Genomic DNA, 14,304 nt, shown 5'->3' on the forward strand with positions numbered 1-14,304 from the left:
CCGAAGAGGAGTGCCCCTCACCATGAAGTTCTCCATCCTGAGGCCGGCGGCCATCGCGCTGCTCCTCGTCACCTCGCTGGCGGCGTGCGGGGGCACCGCCGGCTCCACGGGCTCCCAGGGGGCCGCCGGCCTCTCGGGCGGCACGGGAGGCGGCGCCGGGGGCGACGCCGGTCAGTGCGGCAAGACAGACAGGACCATCACGCACGCGCTGGGCACGACGACCGTCAAGGGCGATCCGTCCCACGTCGTCGTGACCGAGTTCTCCTTCGCCGACGGGGCCAGCCTGCTGGGCGTGCGCCCGGTCGGCGTGGCGGACGACAGCGACAGGAACCGCATCATCGAGCCGATCAGGGAGCGTCTGGGCGACTACACCTCCGTCGGGCTGCGCAAGTCGCCCAGCCTGCCGGTGATCGCCTCGCTCAGGCCCGACCTCATCGTCATCGACGCCAAGCGGAACGCCGACATCTATCCGCAGCTCTCGGCGATGGCCCCGACGATCGCGCTGACCAGCCAGGAGGGCGACCTGGCCGCGAACATCGCGGCGATGCGCGCGCTCGGCCAGGCGCTCAACCGGTGCGCCGAGATGGAGAAGGCCGTGACGGGCCTCCAGGACAAGCTCGCCTCGATCAGGACGAGGATCGACGGGCTGCCCGCCAAGCCGAAGGCCCTGTTCGCCGTAGCCGCGGACAAGACGTTCACCGCGCACAACGGCGCGGCGTTCGTGCCCAGCGTGCTGTCGGCGATCGGCCTGGAGCCCGCGCTCCCGGCCGACCAGGCGCAGCCGCAGGCGGACATGGGGCTGGAGACCCTCGTCGCGACCGCCCCCGAGGCGATGTTCATCGCGAACTACACCCCCCAGAACCCGATCACCGCGTGGCGGGCCAACAAGCTCTTCGCGGGGATACCGGCGGTGGCGTCCAACCGGCTGTTCTCCGTCGACCCGGACGTGTGGGCCCGCAACCGGGGGGTGACCGCGGCCGAGATGGTCGCCGAGCAGGCGGCCGACTTCCTCCTGAGCGCGAAATGACGGCGACCGTCCGGCGACGGCACCCGGCGCGGCCGTGGCTCACGGCCGCGGCGGGCGGCCTCGCTCTCGTCGTCGCGGCCGCCGTCTGGCATCTCACGCTGGGGGCCGTACATGTCCCGGCCGGTGAGGTGATCAGCGCGCTGACGGGCCACGCGTCCACACCCGGCGAGATGATCGTGGCCGACATCCGGCTGCCCCGCGTGCTCGTCGCCCTCGCCGTCGGGGCGGCGCTGGCGGCGGCGGGCGTGGTCATGCAGGGCGTCACCGGCAACCCGCTGGCGGCTCCCGACCTGCTCGGCGTCACCGCGGGCGCGAGCTTCGCCGTGGTGCTGGCGCTCACCGTGGTGCCGCGGCTCGCCGAGGTGTCCACCGTGGCGCTCGCGCTGTGCGGCGCCGCGGCGGCCGGCTGCGCCGTACTCGCCCTCGCCGGACGGAGCAAGGGCTCCGGGCTGCGTGAGAACCGCCTGATCCTCGGCGGTGTGACCGTCTCGGCTCTGCTGCTCTCCCTCACCCAGGGTCTGATCATCTTTCACGAGAACAACGCGGAGAGCGTGGTCTACTGGCTGGTCGGCGGGGTCAACCTCAGCCAGTGGCGCGAGGCGTGGACCATCCTGCCCGTCGCCCTGGCCGGGATCGCGGGCTGCCTCGCCATGGCGGGCCGGCTCAACGTCCTCGCCCTCGGTGAGGAGATGGCCCGCTCGCTCGGCCAGCGGGTCGCGCTCGTACGGCTCTGCGGGGCCGCGCTGGTGATCCTGATCACCGGTGCCTGCGTCGCGGTGGCCGGGCCGATCGGCTTCGTCGGCCTGGTGGTCCCCCACATGGCGCGGCGGCTGGTCGGATCCGACCACGTCCGGCTTCTGCCGGTGTCGGCGCTCTTCGGCGGCGCCCTGCTGGTGCTCGCCGACGCGGTCAGCCACTTCGTCAACCCGCCCAACGAGGTGCCCGCGGGCGTCGTCACCGCGCTGCTCGGCGCGCCGTACTTCGTCTGGCTGGCCCGGCGAGACAGGAAATCCGCATGACCGCCCTCGCACCCTCCCCGTCGCCGGCCTCGGCCGTCGCGCCCCGGCGCACCGCACGGGGCAGGTGGTACCTCGCCGCCGCCGGCCTCGCGGTCGTCGTCACCGCGTACAGCCTCACGGTGTCCTCGGTCCCGCTCCCCTTCGGCGACGTGCTGGACGCTCTTACCGGCCGGGCGGACGACGCGCTGAGCCGGCTGGTGTGGGACTACCAGATCCCCCGGATCATCCTCTGCTGGGCGGTCGGCGCGGGGCTCGGCGCCTCCGGCGCCGTCATGCAGAGTGTCATCCGCAACCCGCTGGCCTCGCCGGACGTGCTCGGGGTGACCCGGGGCGCCGGCGTGACCGCCCTGTTCGTGGTGCTGATCCTGCCCGCCACGCCGCTCAGCCTGCTGCCGGTCGCCGCGCTGGCCGGAGGCGTGGCCGTCACCGTCGTCGTGTACGCGCTGGCGTACCGGGGCGGCACCACGCCGATCCGGCTGGCTCTGGTCGGAGTCGCCGCGAGCGCCTGCTGCGAGGCGATGATCCGCTTCCTGCTGATGCGCTATCCGCAGGACGTGAACGGCTCGCTGATCTGGCTGGCCGGCAGCTTCTTCGGGAGGACCTGGCAGACCGTGGCGATCACCGTGCCGTGGGTCGTCGTCTGCCTGCCCGTGGTCGTGCTCCTCGGCAGGCGGCTGGACGTGATGGGGCTCGGCGATCCGATGGCGGTCGGGCTGGGCGAGCGGGCCGAGGGCACCCGCCGGCTGGCCATCGGGGTGGCCGTCGTCCTGGCCTCGGGCGCGGTCGCCGCCGCGGGCACGCTGTCGTTCGTCAGCCTGATCGCCCCGCACATCGCCCGGCGGTTGGTCGGCGGCCGGATGGCGACGCTCACCCCCATGGCCGCCGCCGTCGGCGTCCTGCTCACGCTCGGCGCGGACACCCTCGGTCGCGGGATCAGTCCGCCCCTGGAGATCCCGGCCGGACTGATCACCGCGGTGATCGGCGCGCCGTACTTCCTCTACCTGCTCATGCGAACCGGAAGGTAGGCCCGACATGCGCCTTTCCGCCGAGGGTGTGGAACTGCGCTACGACCGCAAGGTGGTGGCCAGGAACCTCTCCCTGGAGATCCCCGACAACCAGGTGAGCGTCCTCATCGGTCCGAACGGGTCGGGAAAATCCACCGCACTGAAGAGCCTCGCCCGCCTGCTGCGCCCGGCCGGGGGCCGGGTGCTGCTGGACGGCGCCTCCATCCAGTCCCTGCCCACCAAGGAGATCGCCCGGCGGCTCGCGATCCTTCCGCAGGTGCTCACCACCCCGGAGGCCATCACCGTGGAGGACCTGGTCTGGTTCGGGCGCCATCCGCACCGCCGTACCGTGGGCGCGCCCTCCCCGCAGGACCGCGAGATGGTCGAGTGGGCGCTGCGCTCGACCGACACCGCAGCGCTGCGCGACCAGTACGTCGACCAGCTCTCCGGCGGCCAGCGCCAGCGGGTGTGGATCGCGGTGTGCCTGGCACAGCAGACCGACCTGCTCCTGCTGGACGAGCCGACGACCTTCCTCGACGTCACCTACCAGCTCGAACTGCTCGACCTGCTGGCCCGGCTCAACGGGGAGGAGGGCAAGACGATCGCCATGGTCCTGCACGACTTCAACATGGCGGCCGAGTACGCCGACCACATCTTCGTCCTCGCCGCGGGTGAGCTCGTCTGCCAGGGAACGCCGCGGGAGGTGCTGACCAAGGAGACCATGCGCACGGTCTTCTCGCTGGACGTGGAGATCGGCGTCAACCCGCGGAGCGGACGCCCGCTCGTCATCCCGTTACGCCGGCGTCCGGCTCCGCACCGCGTGGCTCGTCAGACCGTGCCGGGGTCGCCGACCCGCTCGTAGACGTCGGCTTCGAACAGGTCGAGAAGCCGTTCGCACTCCGCGACCTTCTCGTGGGCCAGCTCCCTCCCAGGGGCGCCCATCCAGTCGCGCGCCTCGACCTTGCGAAGCCAGCGGCGCAGCTTCTCGAGGTCCTGACGGATCTCCTCGGCCTCCTCGAACGTGTAGTTCTCCCGGAACCGCTCGAACTCGATCTCCTTGAAGAACTTGGTCTCGCACTCCTCCACGATCTCGGCGTACTCCTTCGCCGAGTTCTCGCGGAACGACTCGACGAGCGCGCGGTGCTCGCGCTCCTCGACCTCGGTCAGCACGAAGATCATGCTCTCGCCGCCGAGCTCGTCGATGCGCTCACGGACCTTGTCCAGGCGTTCCCGGACACCGGGGCGGTCCGGCAGCACGCACACCGCCTGCTGGATGTAGAGGGCGCCCAAACGCTTCAGCTCACGCCACACCGCCACCCGGGCGCGCGACGTCGTGGAGGGCACCCGGTACACGAGCTGCAGATAACGCTCGTCGATCGTCATGGCACCCAAGGCTACCCAGTTGACATATCCGGCATGTGCAATGAAGCATTAGATGCAGTGAAACATCTGTTACAAAGCAAGGAGACGCCGTGACAGGCGCAACCTGGGGCCTTGTCGCCTCAACCTTCGCCGCCTCATTCGTCGAATTCGTCGAGGCACTCACCATCGTCCTCGCCATGGGCGTCACCCGCGGCTGGCGTTCCGCCCTCGCCGGCACCCTCGCCGCACTCGTCGCGCTCACCGCGTTCACCGCGGCCGCCGGATACGCCCTCAGCACCTGGCTCCCCGAATCACTCCTCCAGCTCGTCGTCGGCACCCTCCTGCTGATCTTCGGCCTCCAGTGGCTCCGCAAGGCCGTCCTGCGCTCCTCAGGACTCAAGGCCATGCACGACGAAGAAGAGGAGTACGCCACCCAGACGGCGGCGGCGCGGCAGGCGGCCCGCCAGAGCCGCTTCGGCATCGACACCTTCGCCTTCGTCGTCTCGTTCAAGGGCGTCTTCCTCGAAGGCGTCGAAGTCGTCTTCGTCGTCATCACCTTCGGACTCAGCGCCGCCAACATGCCCGCCGCCATCGGCGGCGCCGCCGCCGCCGGCATCCTCGTCCTGCTCGCCGGCCTCATCCTGCACCGCCCGCTCGCGGCCATCCCCGAGAACGCCCTCAAGTACGGCGTCGGCCTGCTCCTGGCCAGCTTCGGCGCCTACTGGGCCGTCGAAGGCCTCGGCGTGTTCACCCACAGCGGCGAAAGCCTCGAATGGCCCGGCGGCGACTGGGCCATCCTCGCCCTCATCGCCTGCTGGCTCCTCATCTCCCGCGTCCTGGTCCGCTACCTGCCCCGCCTCAAGCCGCAGTCCACCCACCTCAAGCCGGAGACCGTCCGATGAAGCTCATCAAGGGATTCGCCCACTTCTGGTACGACTTCATCATCGGTGACGACTGGAAGATCGCCGCCGCCGTCGTCGCCGCCCTCGCCCTCACCCTCGGCGTCGTGCTCGCGGGCGCGACCGCCGCCACGGCCGCGATCGCCGGCGGCGTCCTGCTCCTGCTGTTCTTCGTCGTCAGCGTCGTCATCGACGTCAGGAGCTGACCGATGACCGCCCAAACCGTGGAACTCCACACCCACCACCGCGACGTCACCGGCGGCTGGCTGCGCCCCGCCGTCTTCGGCGTCATGGACGGACTCGTCTCCAACGCCGCACTCCTCGCCGGAGTCATCGGCGGAGGGGCCACCGGCACCGGCGTCGCCATCACCGGGCTCGCCGGGCTCGCCGCCGGCGCCTTCTCCATGGCCACCGGCGAATACACCTCGGTCGCCTCGCAGCGGGAGCTCACCCAGGCTGAGATCGCCATCGAACGCCGCGAGCTCACCCGCAACCCGGAGGCGGAGGAACGGGAACTCGCCCTGCTCTACCAGTCCCGGGGTCTGACCCCCGAACTCGCCGCGGAGGTCGCCCGGCAACTCCACCACAACGAGGAAGTGGCCTGGCGCGTCCACGCCCGGGAAGAACTCGGCGTCGACCCCGACGACCTCCCCTCCCCCTGGGTCGCCGCGGGGTCCTCTTTCCTGGCCTTCGCCATCGGCGCGCTGATCCCCGTGCTGCCGTTCCTCGTCGGCCTGTCCTCGACCCTGGCCGTGATCCTGCTCACCGCCACCGCGCTGTTCGCCACCGGCGCGATGGTCGCCCGGCTCACCGCCCGCTCTCCCCTCTACGGCGGCGCCCGCCAGCTCGCCCTCGGCGCCCTCGCCACCGCCGTGACGTACGGCGTGGGCAGCCTGGTCGGTACCTTCATCACCTGACGGACAGGCCCGCCATCCCCACCGGAAACCCGGCGAACGGCGGGCACGGCCCCTCCGGAAGGACCACCGGGCTCGGCTCCGCCCGCATCCGTGCGCCCGCGAAACCACCGGCCCCTCAACAGTCCGACGCTGTTGAGGGGCCGAGGCGCGCGACCGCCACCGGACCTCCCGCCGCCGGCACGCGCGGGCCGGCGGCTGGAGGTCCGGCGGCTCTCACCCCCGGTCCAGCTCGACGGCCTGGGTGATGTAGTCGCGCAGGGCGTCGGGGTCGATGTCCTCGAGCTTCTTGATCTTGACGTGCCGGGTCTTCTTTCCCACGCCCTCGAGCAGGCCGTGCGCGTCGGCGAACTCCGCGCCACGGTCGAAGGCGAGGGTGATGTGGGTCGTGCTCGCGCTGATGATCGCCAGATTCCTGTCGCCCCGCCAGGCCGGGGATCCGTAGGCGATGACCTCACGGGCCTCGGGCGCGTGCTGCTTCATCAGGTCGCGCAGGGCGGCGACGGTGGGCCGGTGGGCGGGCGCGACCCGGGTTCTCACATACTCGTCGACGGCTTCGTCACTCATGGTCTCTCCGTTCGTCGGATACGGCTCGTTTCGGGCGGCCGGCCTCCGCGCGGACGGCGGACGAGGCCGGCCGCCGGGCCGGTCGCTGCCGCGCGTACCGGCCCGGGCCCGGGGGGAAGAGGGGGCGCCGGAATCAGCGGTACAGGGGCTCGCCGGTTTCCAGCAGGGTCTTGAGATCGCTGAGGATCTGGTTCCAACCGCCGCCGTTTTCGGGGATCCGGCCGGCGGTCTGGGCCGCCGTCTGGGGCGCGCCGGTGACGTCGTGGGTGACGGTCAGCTTGCAGACCCCGTTGCCGTCTTCCTCGATCTCGTACGTGAGCCGGGTGAACCCTTCGCCGACGAACAGCGCGCGCCAGGTCTGCACGAGCCGGCGGGGCGGCTCGGCCTCGATGACCTCGCCGTCGACCATGACGTCCGGCGCGCCGAACTCCTTCATGGCCTCGCTGGCCATCCCGCGGAACGCGCCGCCGGGGCGGAGGTCGTAGTCGACGGGCACCTGGTAACCGAACTTCACCGTCCACTCCGGCTTGGTGATGGCGTCCCAGATCGCCTGCGGGGTGGCCTTGATGTACACCTGGTAGACCTGGATGACCGTGCTGCCCTCAGTGGTGTCGGTCGTCGACATCATGGCTGATAGCTCCAGTTCTCTCTTAAGATCGGCGAGCGCCGCCGCGGAGCGCTCGGAGTACTTGTCGATCCACCGGTCGTGGATCAACCGGATCGGCACGGGGTTGAGGAAGTGCAGCTTCTCCCGGCCCGACCGGCGGCTGAGCACCAGTCCCGCGTCCTCCAGCACCCGCAGATGCTTGGCGACGCCGAACCGGGTCATCTCCACCTCCGCCTCCAACTCGCCCAGCGTCCGTCCGTCCCGGGCGAACAGCATGTCGAGCAGGAAGCGACGGGTCGGGTCGGCGAGCGCTCTGAACACAAGGTCGTCATCGCTCACGACACCAAAATAGGTGACCAAAAGGTCACATGTCAACGGAGCGTCGATGCCCGCTTCGCGAGCGGTTACCACGACGCCGCGGACGTGCCTTTATGGAGCGGGAACACCCCGGCGACGACAAGGGCCGGCGATCACCACGCCACCGGCCGTCCCCGGCAGCGCGAGAAGGCCCGCCGCCGAAACCGGCCACAACCGTGGCTTTTGTGTGAGCTATGCGTCGTATGCGACCATGACCGCAAAGGCGACGGCGGAACGAGGAAGCCGGTGTGAATCCGGCGCGGTCCCGCCACTGTGATCGGCGAGCGAACCCCGACGACGCCACTGCCCGTACGCGGGCGGGAAGGCCGGGGCGAGCATCGACCCGAGAGCCAGGAGACTCACGCGGTCGCCTCCTCGAAGGAATTGGGGCGGATCTCCCCAAGAGAGGACGGTGGGCGCATGCCGTACGACCGGCGTGGCGTGCTTCGCGTTGCCCGCACAGGCGGGCCTCTCCTGGGCGATCCGACCCTCGGCCGCCGCGTACGCCGTCGAGGAACGGCGGGCGCGGCTTATCGCCAGGAGACCATCGATGGGTATCCCCCGCCCGATCGGCGGCGCGCTGCTCGCCGTCCTGCCCGCGGTCCTGCTCACCGCGTGCGCCGGAACCGAACCGTCCGCGTCCCCCGCGACGGCCGCCTCTGCGGCTGAGGGGCGCTGCGTCACCTCCTACGACCCGAACACGGACTACTTCCCGGTCAAGCAGACCCTGACGCACGCCACCAACTTCACCCTCACGTACGCCAAGAACTACCAGGTCGTCACGGTCAAGCAGCCCTCCCCCGGCGCCAAGCCCGAGACGTACGTGCTGGTGCGCTGCGGCACGCCCGCCCCCGAGCCGACCGGCGAACTCGCGGGCGCGGTCACCGTCGAGACGCCCATCGAGTCGCTGTACTCCGCCTCGACCACGCACCTGTCACTCATCACCGAACTGGGCGTGCTGGACCGGCTCGAAGGCGTGGCCTCCGCCGGACAGATCAACTCCTCCGAGGTTCTGGAGCGGGTGAAGTCCGGCACGGTCACCGAGTACGCCTCCGGAAAGGAGGTGGACACCGAGAAGGTCATCGGCGCCAAGCCCGACGTGCTGATGACCCAGGGCACCGAGGACAAGTCGTACGGTCCGCTGCGCCAGGCCGGGATCAAGGTGGTCGCCAACGCCGAGTGGCTGGAGTCCACCGCCCTCGGCCGGGCCGAGTGGATCAAGCTGATGGCCGCGCTCACCGGCACCGAGGCCAAGGCGAACGAGGTGTTCGGCAAGATCGAGTCCGACTACACGACACTGGCGGCCAAGGCGAAGGCGGCCACGCCGGTCACCGTCCTGCCCGGCCAGATGTACCAGGGCCAGTGGTACATGCCCAACGGCGGCAGCTACGTCGCCGGGCTGATCAAGGACGCGGGCGGGACCTACCCCTGGGCGGGCACCTCCGGCTCCGGCAGCTCCACGCTGGACCTGGAGGCGGTGCTGGCGAAGGCCAAGGACTCGAAGGTGTGGTTGGCCCAGGTCAACGAGTGGAAGACCCTCGGCGACGTGAGGAAGTCCGACGCCCGCTACGCCAAGTTCGCCGCGTACGAGACCGGTGAGGTGTGGTCGGCCAACAAGGTCATCGGCCCGGGCGGCGGCAACGACTACTGGGAGCGCGGTGTCGGCCGTCCGGACCTGATCCTCGGCGATCTGGTGGCGACCCTGCACCCCGACCTCGCCCCCGGTCACGAGTTCGCCTTCTACCAGAAGATGACCAAGTGACCGCAGTGGCGCTGACGACCGTTCCGGCGGCGGCCCGTCGCCGGACGGTGGCTCTCTCGATCACGGCGGTCGCGGTGCCGGTCGCGTTCGCGCTGGCGGTCACGCTCGGCTCGACCTCGATCCCCCTGTCCCGGGCGCTGCCCGCGCTGCTGGGCGACGGCTCGGCCGACCCCGCCGTCCGCGAGATCATCTGGACGGTACGGCTACCGCGCGCGATCACCGCCGCGCTGGCCGGAGCGGCCCTCGGCACGGCGGGCGTGCAGATGCAGACGCTGTTCCGCAACCCGCTGGCCGAGCCGTACATCCTCGGGGTGAGCTCCGGGGCGAGCCTGGGCGTGTCGCTGATCATCATCGGCTGGGGCGGGGCGGCGGGCGCGTTCACCGCGGGCGTGGCCGGGCTCGGCCGGGCCGGAGTCGTCGTCGCGGCCTCAGCGGGGGCGGCGGCGGTGCTCGCCCTCGTGCTCGCGCTGTCGCGGCGGGTGCGGTCCGTGATCACGCTGCTGATCGTCGGGGTGATGGTCGGCTCGGCCGCCACATCGATCATCACGGTGCTGCTGACGTACACCGACCCGCAGCGCGCCCAGCAGTTCATCAGCTGGGGCCTGGGCAGCTTCTCCGGCACCACGTGGGCAGATATCGCCCTGTTTGGCCCGGTCTGCCTGGTCGCGCTGGCGGCGGCGCTGGCCGGGGTCAAGCCGCTCAACGCTTTGCTCCTCGGCGAGAACTACGCCCGCACCATGGGGGTGCGGGTGCGGTTGACGCGCACGCTCACCCTGCTGGTGTCCTCGGTGCTCGCCGGAGCGGTGACCGCCTACTGCGGGCCGGTCGCCTTCCTCGGCCTGGCCGTCCCGCACGTGGCCCGGCTGGCGCTGGGCACCGCCGACCATCGTGTGCTCATGCCCGGCGTGGCGCTGCTCGGCGCCGCGGTCGCGCTGCTGTGCTGCGTGGCCGCCCAGGTGCCGGGTGGCGGGGTCGTGCTTCCGCTGAACGCGGTGACCACCATCCTCGGCGCGCCCGTGGTGATCGCCGTACTGCTGCGCAGCCGCGCGGCCAGAACCGGACTGGCGGTGTGACCGTGGACGAACGAGGTCTGCGCCTGGAGGGCGTGTGCGCCGGATACACGGCGCGACGCGGCCACCCTGAGCGCCGGGTGCTGGACGGCCTGGACGCGACCGCCCCGTCCGGCGCGCTCACCGCGTTGATCGGCCCGAACGGCGCCGGGAAGTCCACCCTGCTGCGGACGATGGCCGGCCTGCAGCCCGTCCTGGCCGGACGGGTCCGCATCGACGGCGTCGCCGTCGAGTCGGTGCCGGTGGCCGAGCTGGCCCGGCGACTCGCCGTCGTGCTGACCGAGCGGGACCTGCCCGCCCTGCTGACCGCCCGCGAGCTGGCCGGGCTGGGACGGCACCCGCACACCGGGTTCACCGGACGGCTGTCGGCCGCCGACGGGGAGATCGTCACCTGGGCGCTGGAGGCGGTCCACGCCGGTCACCTGGCCGACCGTCCGGTGACCGAGCTGTCCGACGGCGAGCGCCAGCGGGCGCTGGTCGCCCGCGCCCTGGTGCAGGAGCCCTCCGCGATCCTGCTGGACGAGCCGACCGCGTTCCTGGACGTCACCTCCCGGGTGGCGCTGATGGGCCTGCTGCGCCGCCTCGCCCGCGATCGGGATCTCACCGTCGTGGTCTCCACGCACGATCTGGAGCTGGCGCTGCGGGTCGCCGACCGGATCTGGCTGCTCGCCCCCGGCGGCGTCCTGCACGCCGGGACGCCGGAGGAGCTGACCGCCCAGGGCATGATCGGCGCCACGTTCGACGGGGACGAGCTGTCCTTCGACCCCGCCTCCGGAGTGTTCGTGCTGCAGGCGGGCAGCGGAGGAAGCGTGCGTGTGACCGCCGACGACGTTCACCGCCCGCTGCTGGAACGCGCGCTGGCCAGAGAGGGCTGGCGTCCGTCCCCGGTCCGCGGTGCCGACGCGGGCGAGCCGTCCGCTCCTGTGGAGGCGGTGGGCGAGCCGTCCGTACGGTCCGGTCCTGTGGAGGCCGCGGGCGACGGAGACTCCCCTCCGCCCGCCGGTCCCGAGCTGGCGGTGCGGCAGGCGGGCGACGGATACCTCGCCGCCTTCGACGGCGACGTCATGAGGTTCGCCGCGATCTCCGAACTGGCCGCGTGGAGCCGCCGGGCGGCGGACGCCCTGAGGGAGGCGCCTCCGGCACTGCTGCCCGCCACTCCCCTGGCCGTGTCCGGCGCGGTCGCCGACGTCTCCACCGTCAGCGGCTACTTCGCGCTCGACATCGGCCCGATCGTGGCCGGGTGGCGGCCGCTCGCCGACCTGTTCACCGATCCCGGGGTCCTGGAGACCAGGATCGGCGAGACAGCCGCGCGGCTGAAGACCACCGAGACGCGGGTGGCCGCCTCGATCCTCTTCCAGGGGATCGCCGCCCGGTTTTGGTCGCCTTTGCTCGGCGCGGCGATCGCCCACGGCCTGCTCGTCGACCTGGATCCCGGACGGGTTCACTGGCAAGCCGTGACCGGCGGCCCGCTGCCGCTGCGCGCCACCGACCTGGACGGATGGCGGGTCCGCGACCCGGCGCGGATCGCCGAACGGCTGCACCGCACTGTGGTGTCCGGCCTGCTGGAACCGCTCGCCGCCGCGTTCCAGAGGGTCGTGAAGATCGCGCCCGGCCTGCTGTGGGGCAATGCGGCCTCCGCGCTGGGCGGAAGCGTCCGCACCCTCGCCCGCGTACGCCCCGAACTCACCGAAGCGGCCGTCGCGCTGGGCCGCGAGCTGCTGGCCCTCGGCCCGCTGCGCGACACCGGAGAGCTGGCGGAGCCGGAGCCCGGCCATCCCTTCTTCGTCCGCCGCAGTTGCTGCCTGTACTACCGCCTGCCCGGCGGCGGCAAGTGCGGCGACTGCGCCCTGACCGACCCCGACACCCGCCACGCGCAGTGGGCGCGTGCCGTACGAGAAACTCAAGGAGCCCGATGAGCCACACCGTCGTCGAGGAACAGGGCAACGGCACCCTGCACGTGTGGGCGCTGCCCACCGACGAGCAGACCCTGCTGTCCCTGGTGAAGGACATCTTCGAGAAGTACTGGGACCACATCTGGTTCGGCGTGCTCGTCCAGGGCGCCGCCTGGGAGGTGGCCGCGCCCAACGCGCCCGAGCGGATCAGCATGTACGACGGTTACGTCACCGTCGACTTCGGCCGCTGGCACTTCCACCTGTGCATCGGCGAGCACACCGCGAGCGGCCCCGAACTCGGCCGGATCCGCCGCTGCTCCCGCGCCGAGATGTACCGCCGTATCGGTGCCGACGGCAGTCCGACCTCCTGGGGGGTGCGCCTGTTCAACGGCAGAGACGAGCAGATGATGACCGTGATGCTGCCCAACCCGTTCCTCACCGACCGCCAGCAGGTCCTCGATTCACCGGACTTCGGCCGACTGGCCGCGTGGGACGAGTTGCGCGCCACCTACCTCGGGCTGGAGCCGGACCCGCTGGACCGCACCGGCAAGGGGTTCGCCCACGGATGACCGGGATCGTCGTCTGCCGCGGCTGCTGCTGCGGCAGCAGCCGCAAGGTCCCGCGGCTCGACCACGACGAGCAGGTGCGCAGGCTGGCGCAGGTCGCCGACGTCCGCGTCACCGACTGCCTGGACGTGTGCGAGCAGGCCAACGTCGTCGTGGTGCGGCCCTCGCCCGCCGGGCGGGCGGCGGGTGGCCGCCCGGTCTGGCTCGCCCTGGTCAACCAGCCGGAGGCGGCCGACGACATCGCGGAGTGGATCCGCGCGGGCGGCCCGGGACTGGCCGAGCTGCCCGCGGTTCTCGGCCTTTACGTGTTCGAGGGGCCCCGGTCGGCACGCCGCCCGGGTCGTCCCCGTCAGCAGTAGGGAAGTGCTCGCCCTTCCCCGCTGAGCAGCGGCCGGGGGATGCGCCGCGTATCCGGGCGTGCATCCCCCGGCCAGCGAGCCGTAGCTGCCCGGCAGTCAGTTCGCGGCACCTTCATGCTTCCTTGATCGCACGGCCGCACTGGACGCTCCACCCGTTTCTGACCAGTTGAAGTGTTCCGATTGGGTGCGGGGCCCTTGGTGTCGGTGGTCAGGAAGGCTGCGTGGAGGTGAACCCCAGGGCCTGGATCACGGCGTCGATCGCGGTGGCCAGTCGTGCGAGGTCATGGCCCGCGCGTTCCCGTACCCGCAGCCCGAGCACCGTGGTGAACAGCAGTTCCACGGCGGCGTCGATGTCGAGGTCGATGGGCAGTTCGCCACTGTGGCGGCCCTCGTGCAACAACGATCGCAGTGCCTGCCGGGTGACCTCGAAGGCGGCCTCGGTCCGCTGGGAGACCTGGGCGTCGGTGGTGCCGAGTTCGGTGGCGGTGTTGACCACGAAGCAGCCCCGAGCGGACTCGCCGTCGGACGGGCAGGAGACCAACCACAGCATCCAGTCCCGCAGTACTTGGCGGACCGGACGGCCGGCGGCGTCCAACCGCTGCTCGGCCTCAGCGGACTCGGTGGCCCGGTAGTGGTCGAGCGCACGCAGGAACAGCGTGTGCTTGTCAGTGAACGTTCGGTACAGACTGCTGGAAGTGAGTTTGAGTTCGGCACCCAAATCCCGCACCGAAGTGGCGTTGTAACCGCGGCGCCAGAACAGATCGGTCGCCCTGGTGACCGCGTTCTGCTCGTCGAACTGTCGAGGCCGTGCCATGCCCCTCACTCTACCGAACTTGTGGAGCGATCGTTCCCATACTACGGTTCGCCAATGTATGGGAGCGATCGCTCCCGAATAAGTG

At 71.3% G+C, this 14,304-nt stretch carries 16 protein-coding genes and 1 riboswitch; of the genes, 12 read left to right on the plus strand and 4 right to left on the minus strand.

Going from position 1 to position 14,304, the window contains the following annotated elements:
- Positions 1–22 precede the first annotated feature (22 nt).
- From AWQ68_RS20145 to AWQ68_RS20160, 4 genes are read left to right on the plus strand one after another with little or no spacing between them, the layout of a single operon-like run.
- On the plus strand, positions 23–1,027 hold the full coding sequence (locus AWQ68_RS20145) for an ABC transporter substrate-binding protein (RefSeq protein ID WP_066942438.1): 1,005 nt from the start codon (positions 23–25) through the stop codon (positions 1,025–1,027).
- A complete protein-coding gene (locus AWQ68_RS20150) occupies positions 1,024–2,046 on the plus strand; it encodes a FecCD family ABC transporter permease (RefSeq protein ID WP_066942440.1) in 1,023 nt (340 codons plus the stop codon). The genes AWQ68_RS20145 and AWQ68_RS20150 overlap by 4 nt, the downstream gene beginning before the upstream one ends.
- Positions 2,043–3,071 (plus strand): FecCD family ABC transporter permease, encoded by a 1,029-nt coding sequence (locus AWQ68_RS20155; protein ID WP_066942442.1) that lies wholly within the window; start codon positions 2,043–2,045, stop codon positions 3,069–3,071. Before AWQ68_RS20150 ends, AWQ68_RS20155 begins: the two co-directional genes overlap by 4 nt.
- Positions 3,072–3,078: 7 nt before the next feature.
- Complete coding sequence (locus AWQ68_RS20160) at positions 3,079–3,912, plus strand: ABC transporter ATP-binding protein (RefSeq protein WP_066942444.1); 834 nt, start codon at positions 3,079–3,081, stop codon at positions 3,910–3,912.
- Here AWQ68_RS20160 and AWQ68_RS20165 read toward each other — a convergent pair.
- Positions 3,879–4,433, minus strand: a complete 555-nt coding sequence (locus tag AWQ68_RS20165) for a Chromate resistance protein ChrB (protein ID WP_066942446.1) — start codon at positions 4,431–4,433, stop codon at positions 3,879–3,881. The genes AWQ68_RS20160 and AWQ68_RS20165 overlap by 34 nt on opposite strands.
- Before the next feature lie 89 nt (positions 4,434–4,522).
- Here AWQ68_RS20165 and AWQ68_RS20170 point away from each other — a divergent pair, with 89 nt between their 5' ends.
- From AWQ68_RS20170 to AWQ68_RS20180, 3 genes are read left to right on the plus strand one after another with little or no spacing between them, the layout of a single operon-like run.
- A complete protein-coding gene (locus AWQ68_RS20170; protein ID WP_066942447.1) occupies positions 4,523–5,314 on the plus strand; it encodes a COG4280 domain-containing protein in 792 nt (263 codons plus the stop codon).
- Complete coding sequence (locus AWQ68_RS20175) at positions 5,311–5,517, plus strand: hypothetical protein (RefSeq protein ID WP_066942449.1); 207 nt, start codon at positions 5,311–5,313, stop codon at positions 5,515–5,517. Before AWQ68_RS20170 ends, AWQ68_RS20175 begins: the two co-directional genes overlap by 4 nt.
- A gap of 3 nt (positions 5,518–5,520) precedes the next feature.
- Positions 5,521–6,228 carry a VIT1/CCC1 transporter family protein gene (locus AWQ68_RS20180; protein ID WP_066942451.1) on the plus strand — a complete coding sequence of 236 codons (708 nt, stop codon included), beginning with the start codon at positions 5,521–5,523 and terminating at the stop codon, positions 6,226–6,228.
- 213 nt (positions 6,229–6,441) lie between these two features.
- Here the strand turns inward: AWQ68_RS20180 and AWQ68_RS20185 are convergent, their stop codons facing one another.
- Both AWQ68_RS20185 and AWQ68_RS20190 read right to left on the minus strand, forming a co-directional pair.
- Positions 6,442–6,792 (minus strand): DUF1801 domain-containing protein, encoded by a 351-nt coding sequence (locus AWQ68_RS20185; RefSeq protein WP_084464209.1) that lies wholly within the window; start codon positions 6,790–6,792, stop codon positions 6,442–6,444.
- Positions 6,793–6,925: 133 nt separating this feature from the next.
- Positions 6,926–7,738, minus strand: coding sequence for an ArsR/SmtB family transcription factor (locus AWQ68_RS20190; RefSeq protein ID WP_084464210.1), 813 nt, complete (start codon positions 7,736–7,738; stop codon positions 6,926–6,928).
- A gap of 195 nt (positions 7,739–7,933) precedes the next feature.
- Positions 7,934–8,137, plus strand: a riboswitch (cobalamin riboswitch).
- Between the two features lie 169 nt (positions 8,138–8,306).
- On the opposite strand from AWQ68_RS20190, the gene AWQ68_RS20195 reads away from it, so the two are divergent.
- The 5 genes from AWQ68_RS20195 to AWQ68_RS20215 are packed head-to-tail and all read left to right on the plus strand — an operon-like array spanning position 8,307 to position 13,405.
- Positions 8,307–9,518 (plus strand): ABC transporter substrate-binding protein, encoded by a 1,212-nt coding sequence (locus tag AWQ68_RS20195; protein ID WP_066942453.1) that lies wholly within the window; start codon positions 8,307–8,309, stop codon positions 9,516–9,518.
- Positions 9,515–10,591 carry a FecCD family ABC transporter permease gene (locus AWQ68_RS20200; RefSeq protein ID WP_245656006.1) on the plus strand — a complete coding sequence of 359 codons (1,077 nt, stop codon included), beginning with the start codon at positions 9,515–9,517 and terminating at the stop codon, positions 10,589–10,591. The genes AWQ68_RS20195 and AWQ68_RS20200 overlap by 4 nt, the downstream gene beginning before the upstream one ends.
- A 2-nt stretch (positions 10,592–10,593) precedes the next feature.
- Positions 10,594–12,504, plus strand: a complete 1,911-nt coding sequence (locus AWQ68_RS41065) for an ATP-binding cassette domain-containing protein (RefSeq protein ID WP_157545511.1) — start codon at positions 10,594–10,596, stop codon at positions 12,502–12,504.
- A complete protein-coding gene (locus AWQ68_RS20210; protein WP_066942454.1) occupies positions 12,501–13,049 on the plus strand; it encodes a DUF7676 family protein in 549 nt (182 codons plus the stop codon). Before AWQ68_RS41065 ends, AWQ68_RS20210 begins: the two co-directional genes overlap by 4 nt.
- Entirely contained in the window at positions 13,046–13,405 is a 360-nt protein-coding gene (locus AWQ68_RS20215) for a hypothetical protein (protein WP_066942457.1), read from the plus strand. Before AWQ68_RS20210 ends, AWQ68_RS20215 begins: the two co-directional genes overlap by 4 nt.
- 208 nt (positions 13,406–13,613) lie before the next feature.
- On the opposite strand, the gene AWQ68_RS20220 is transcribed toward AWQ68_RS20215, so the two are convergent.
- Positions 13,614–14,219 carry a TetR/AcrR family transcriptional regulator gene (locus tag AWQ68_RS20220; protein ID WP_066942458.1) on the minus strand — a complete coding sequence of 202 codons (606 nt, stop codon included), beginning with the start codon at positions 14,217–14,219 and terminating at the stop codon, positions 13,614–13,616.
- Positions 14,220–14,304 lie beyond the last annotated feature (85 nt).

The organism is Microtetraspora fusca (genome assembly GCF_001570365.1).
Classification (GTDB): Bacteria; Actinomycetota; Actinomycetes; order Streptosporangiales; family Streptosporangiaceae; genus Microtetraspora; species Microtetraspora fusca.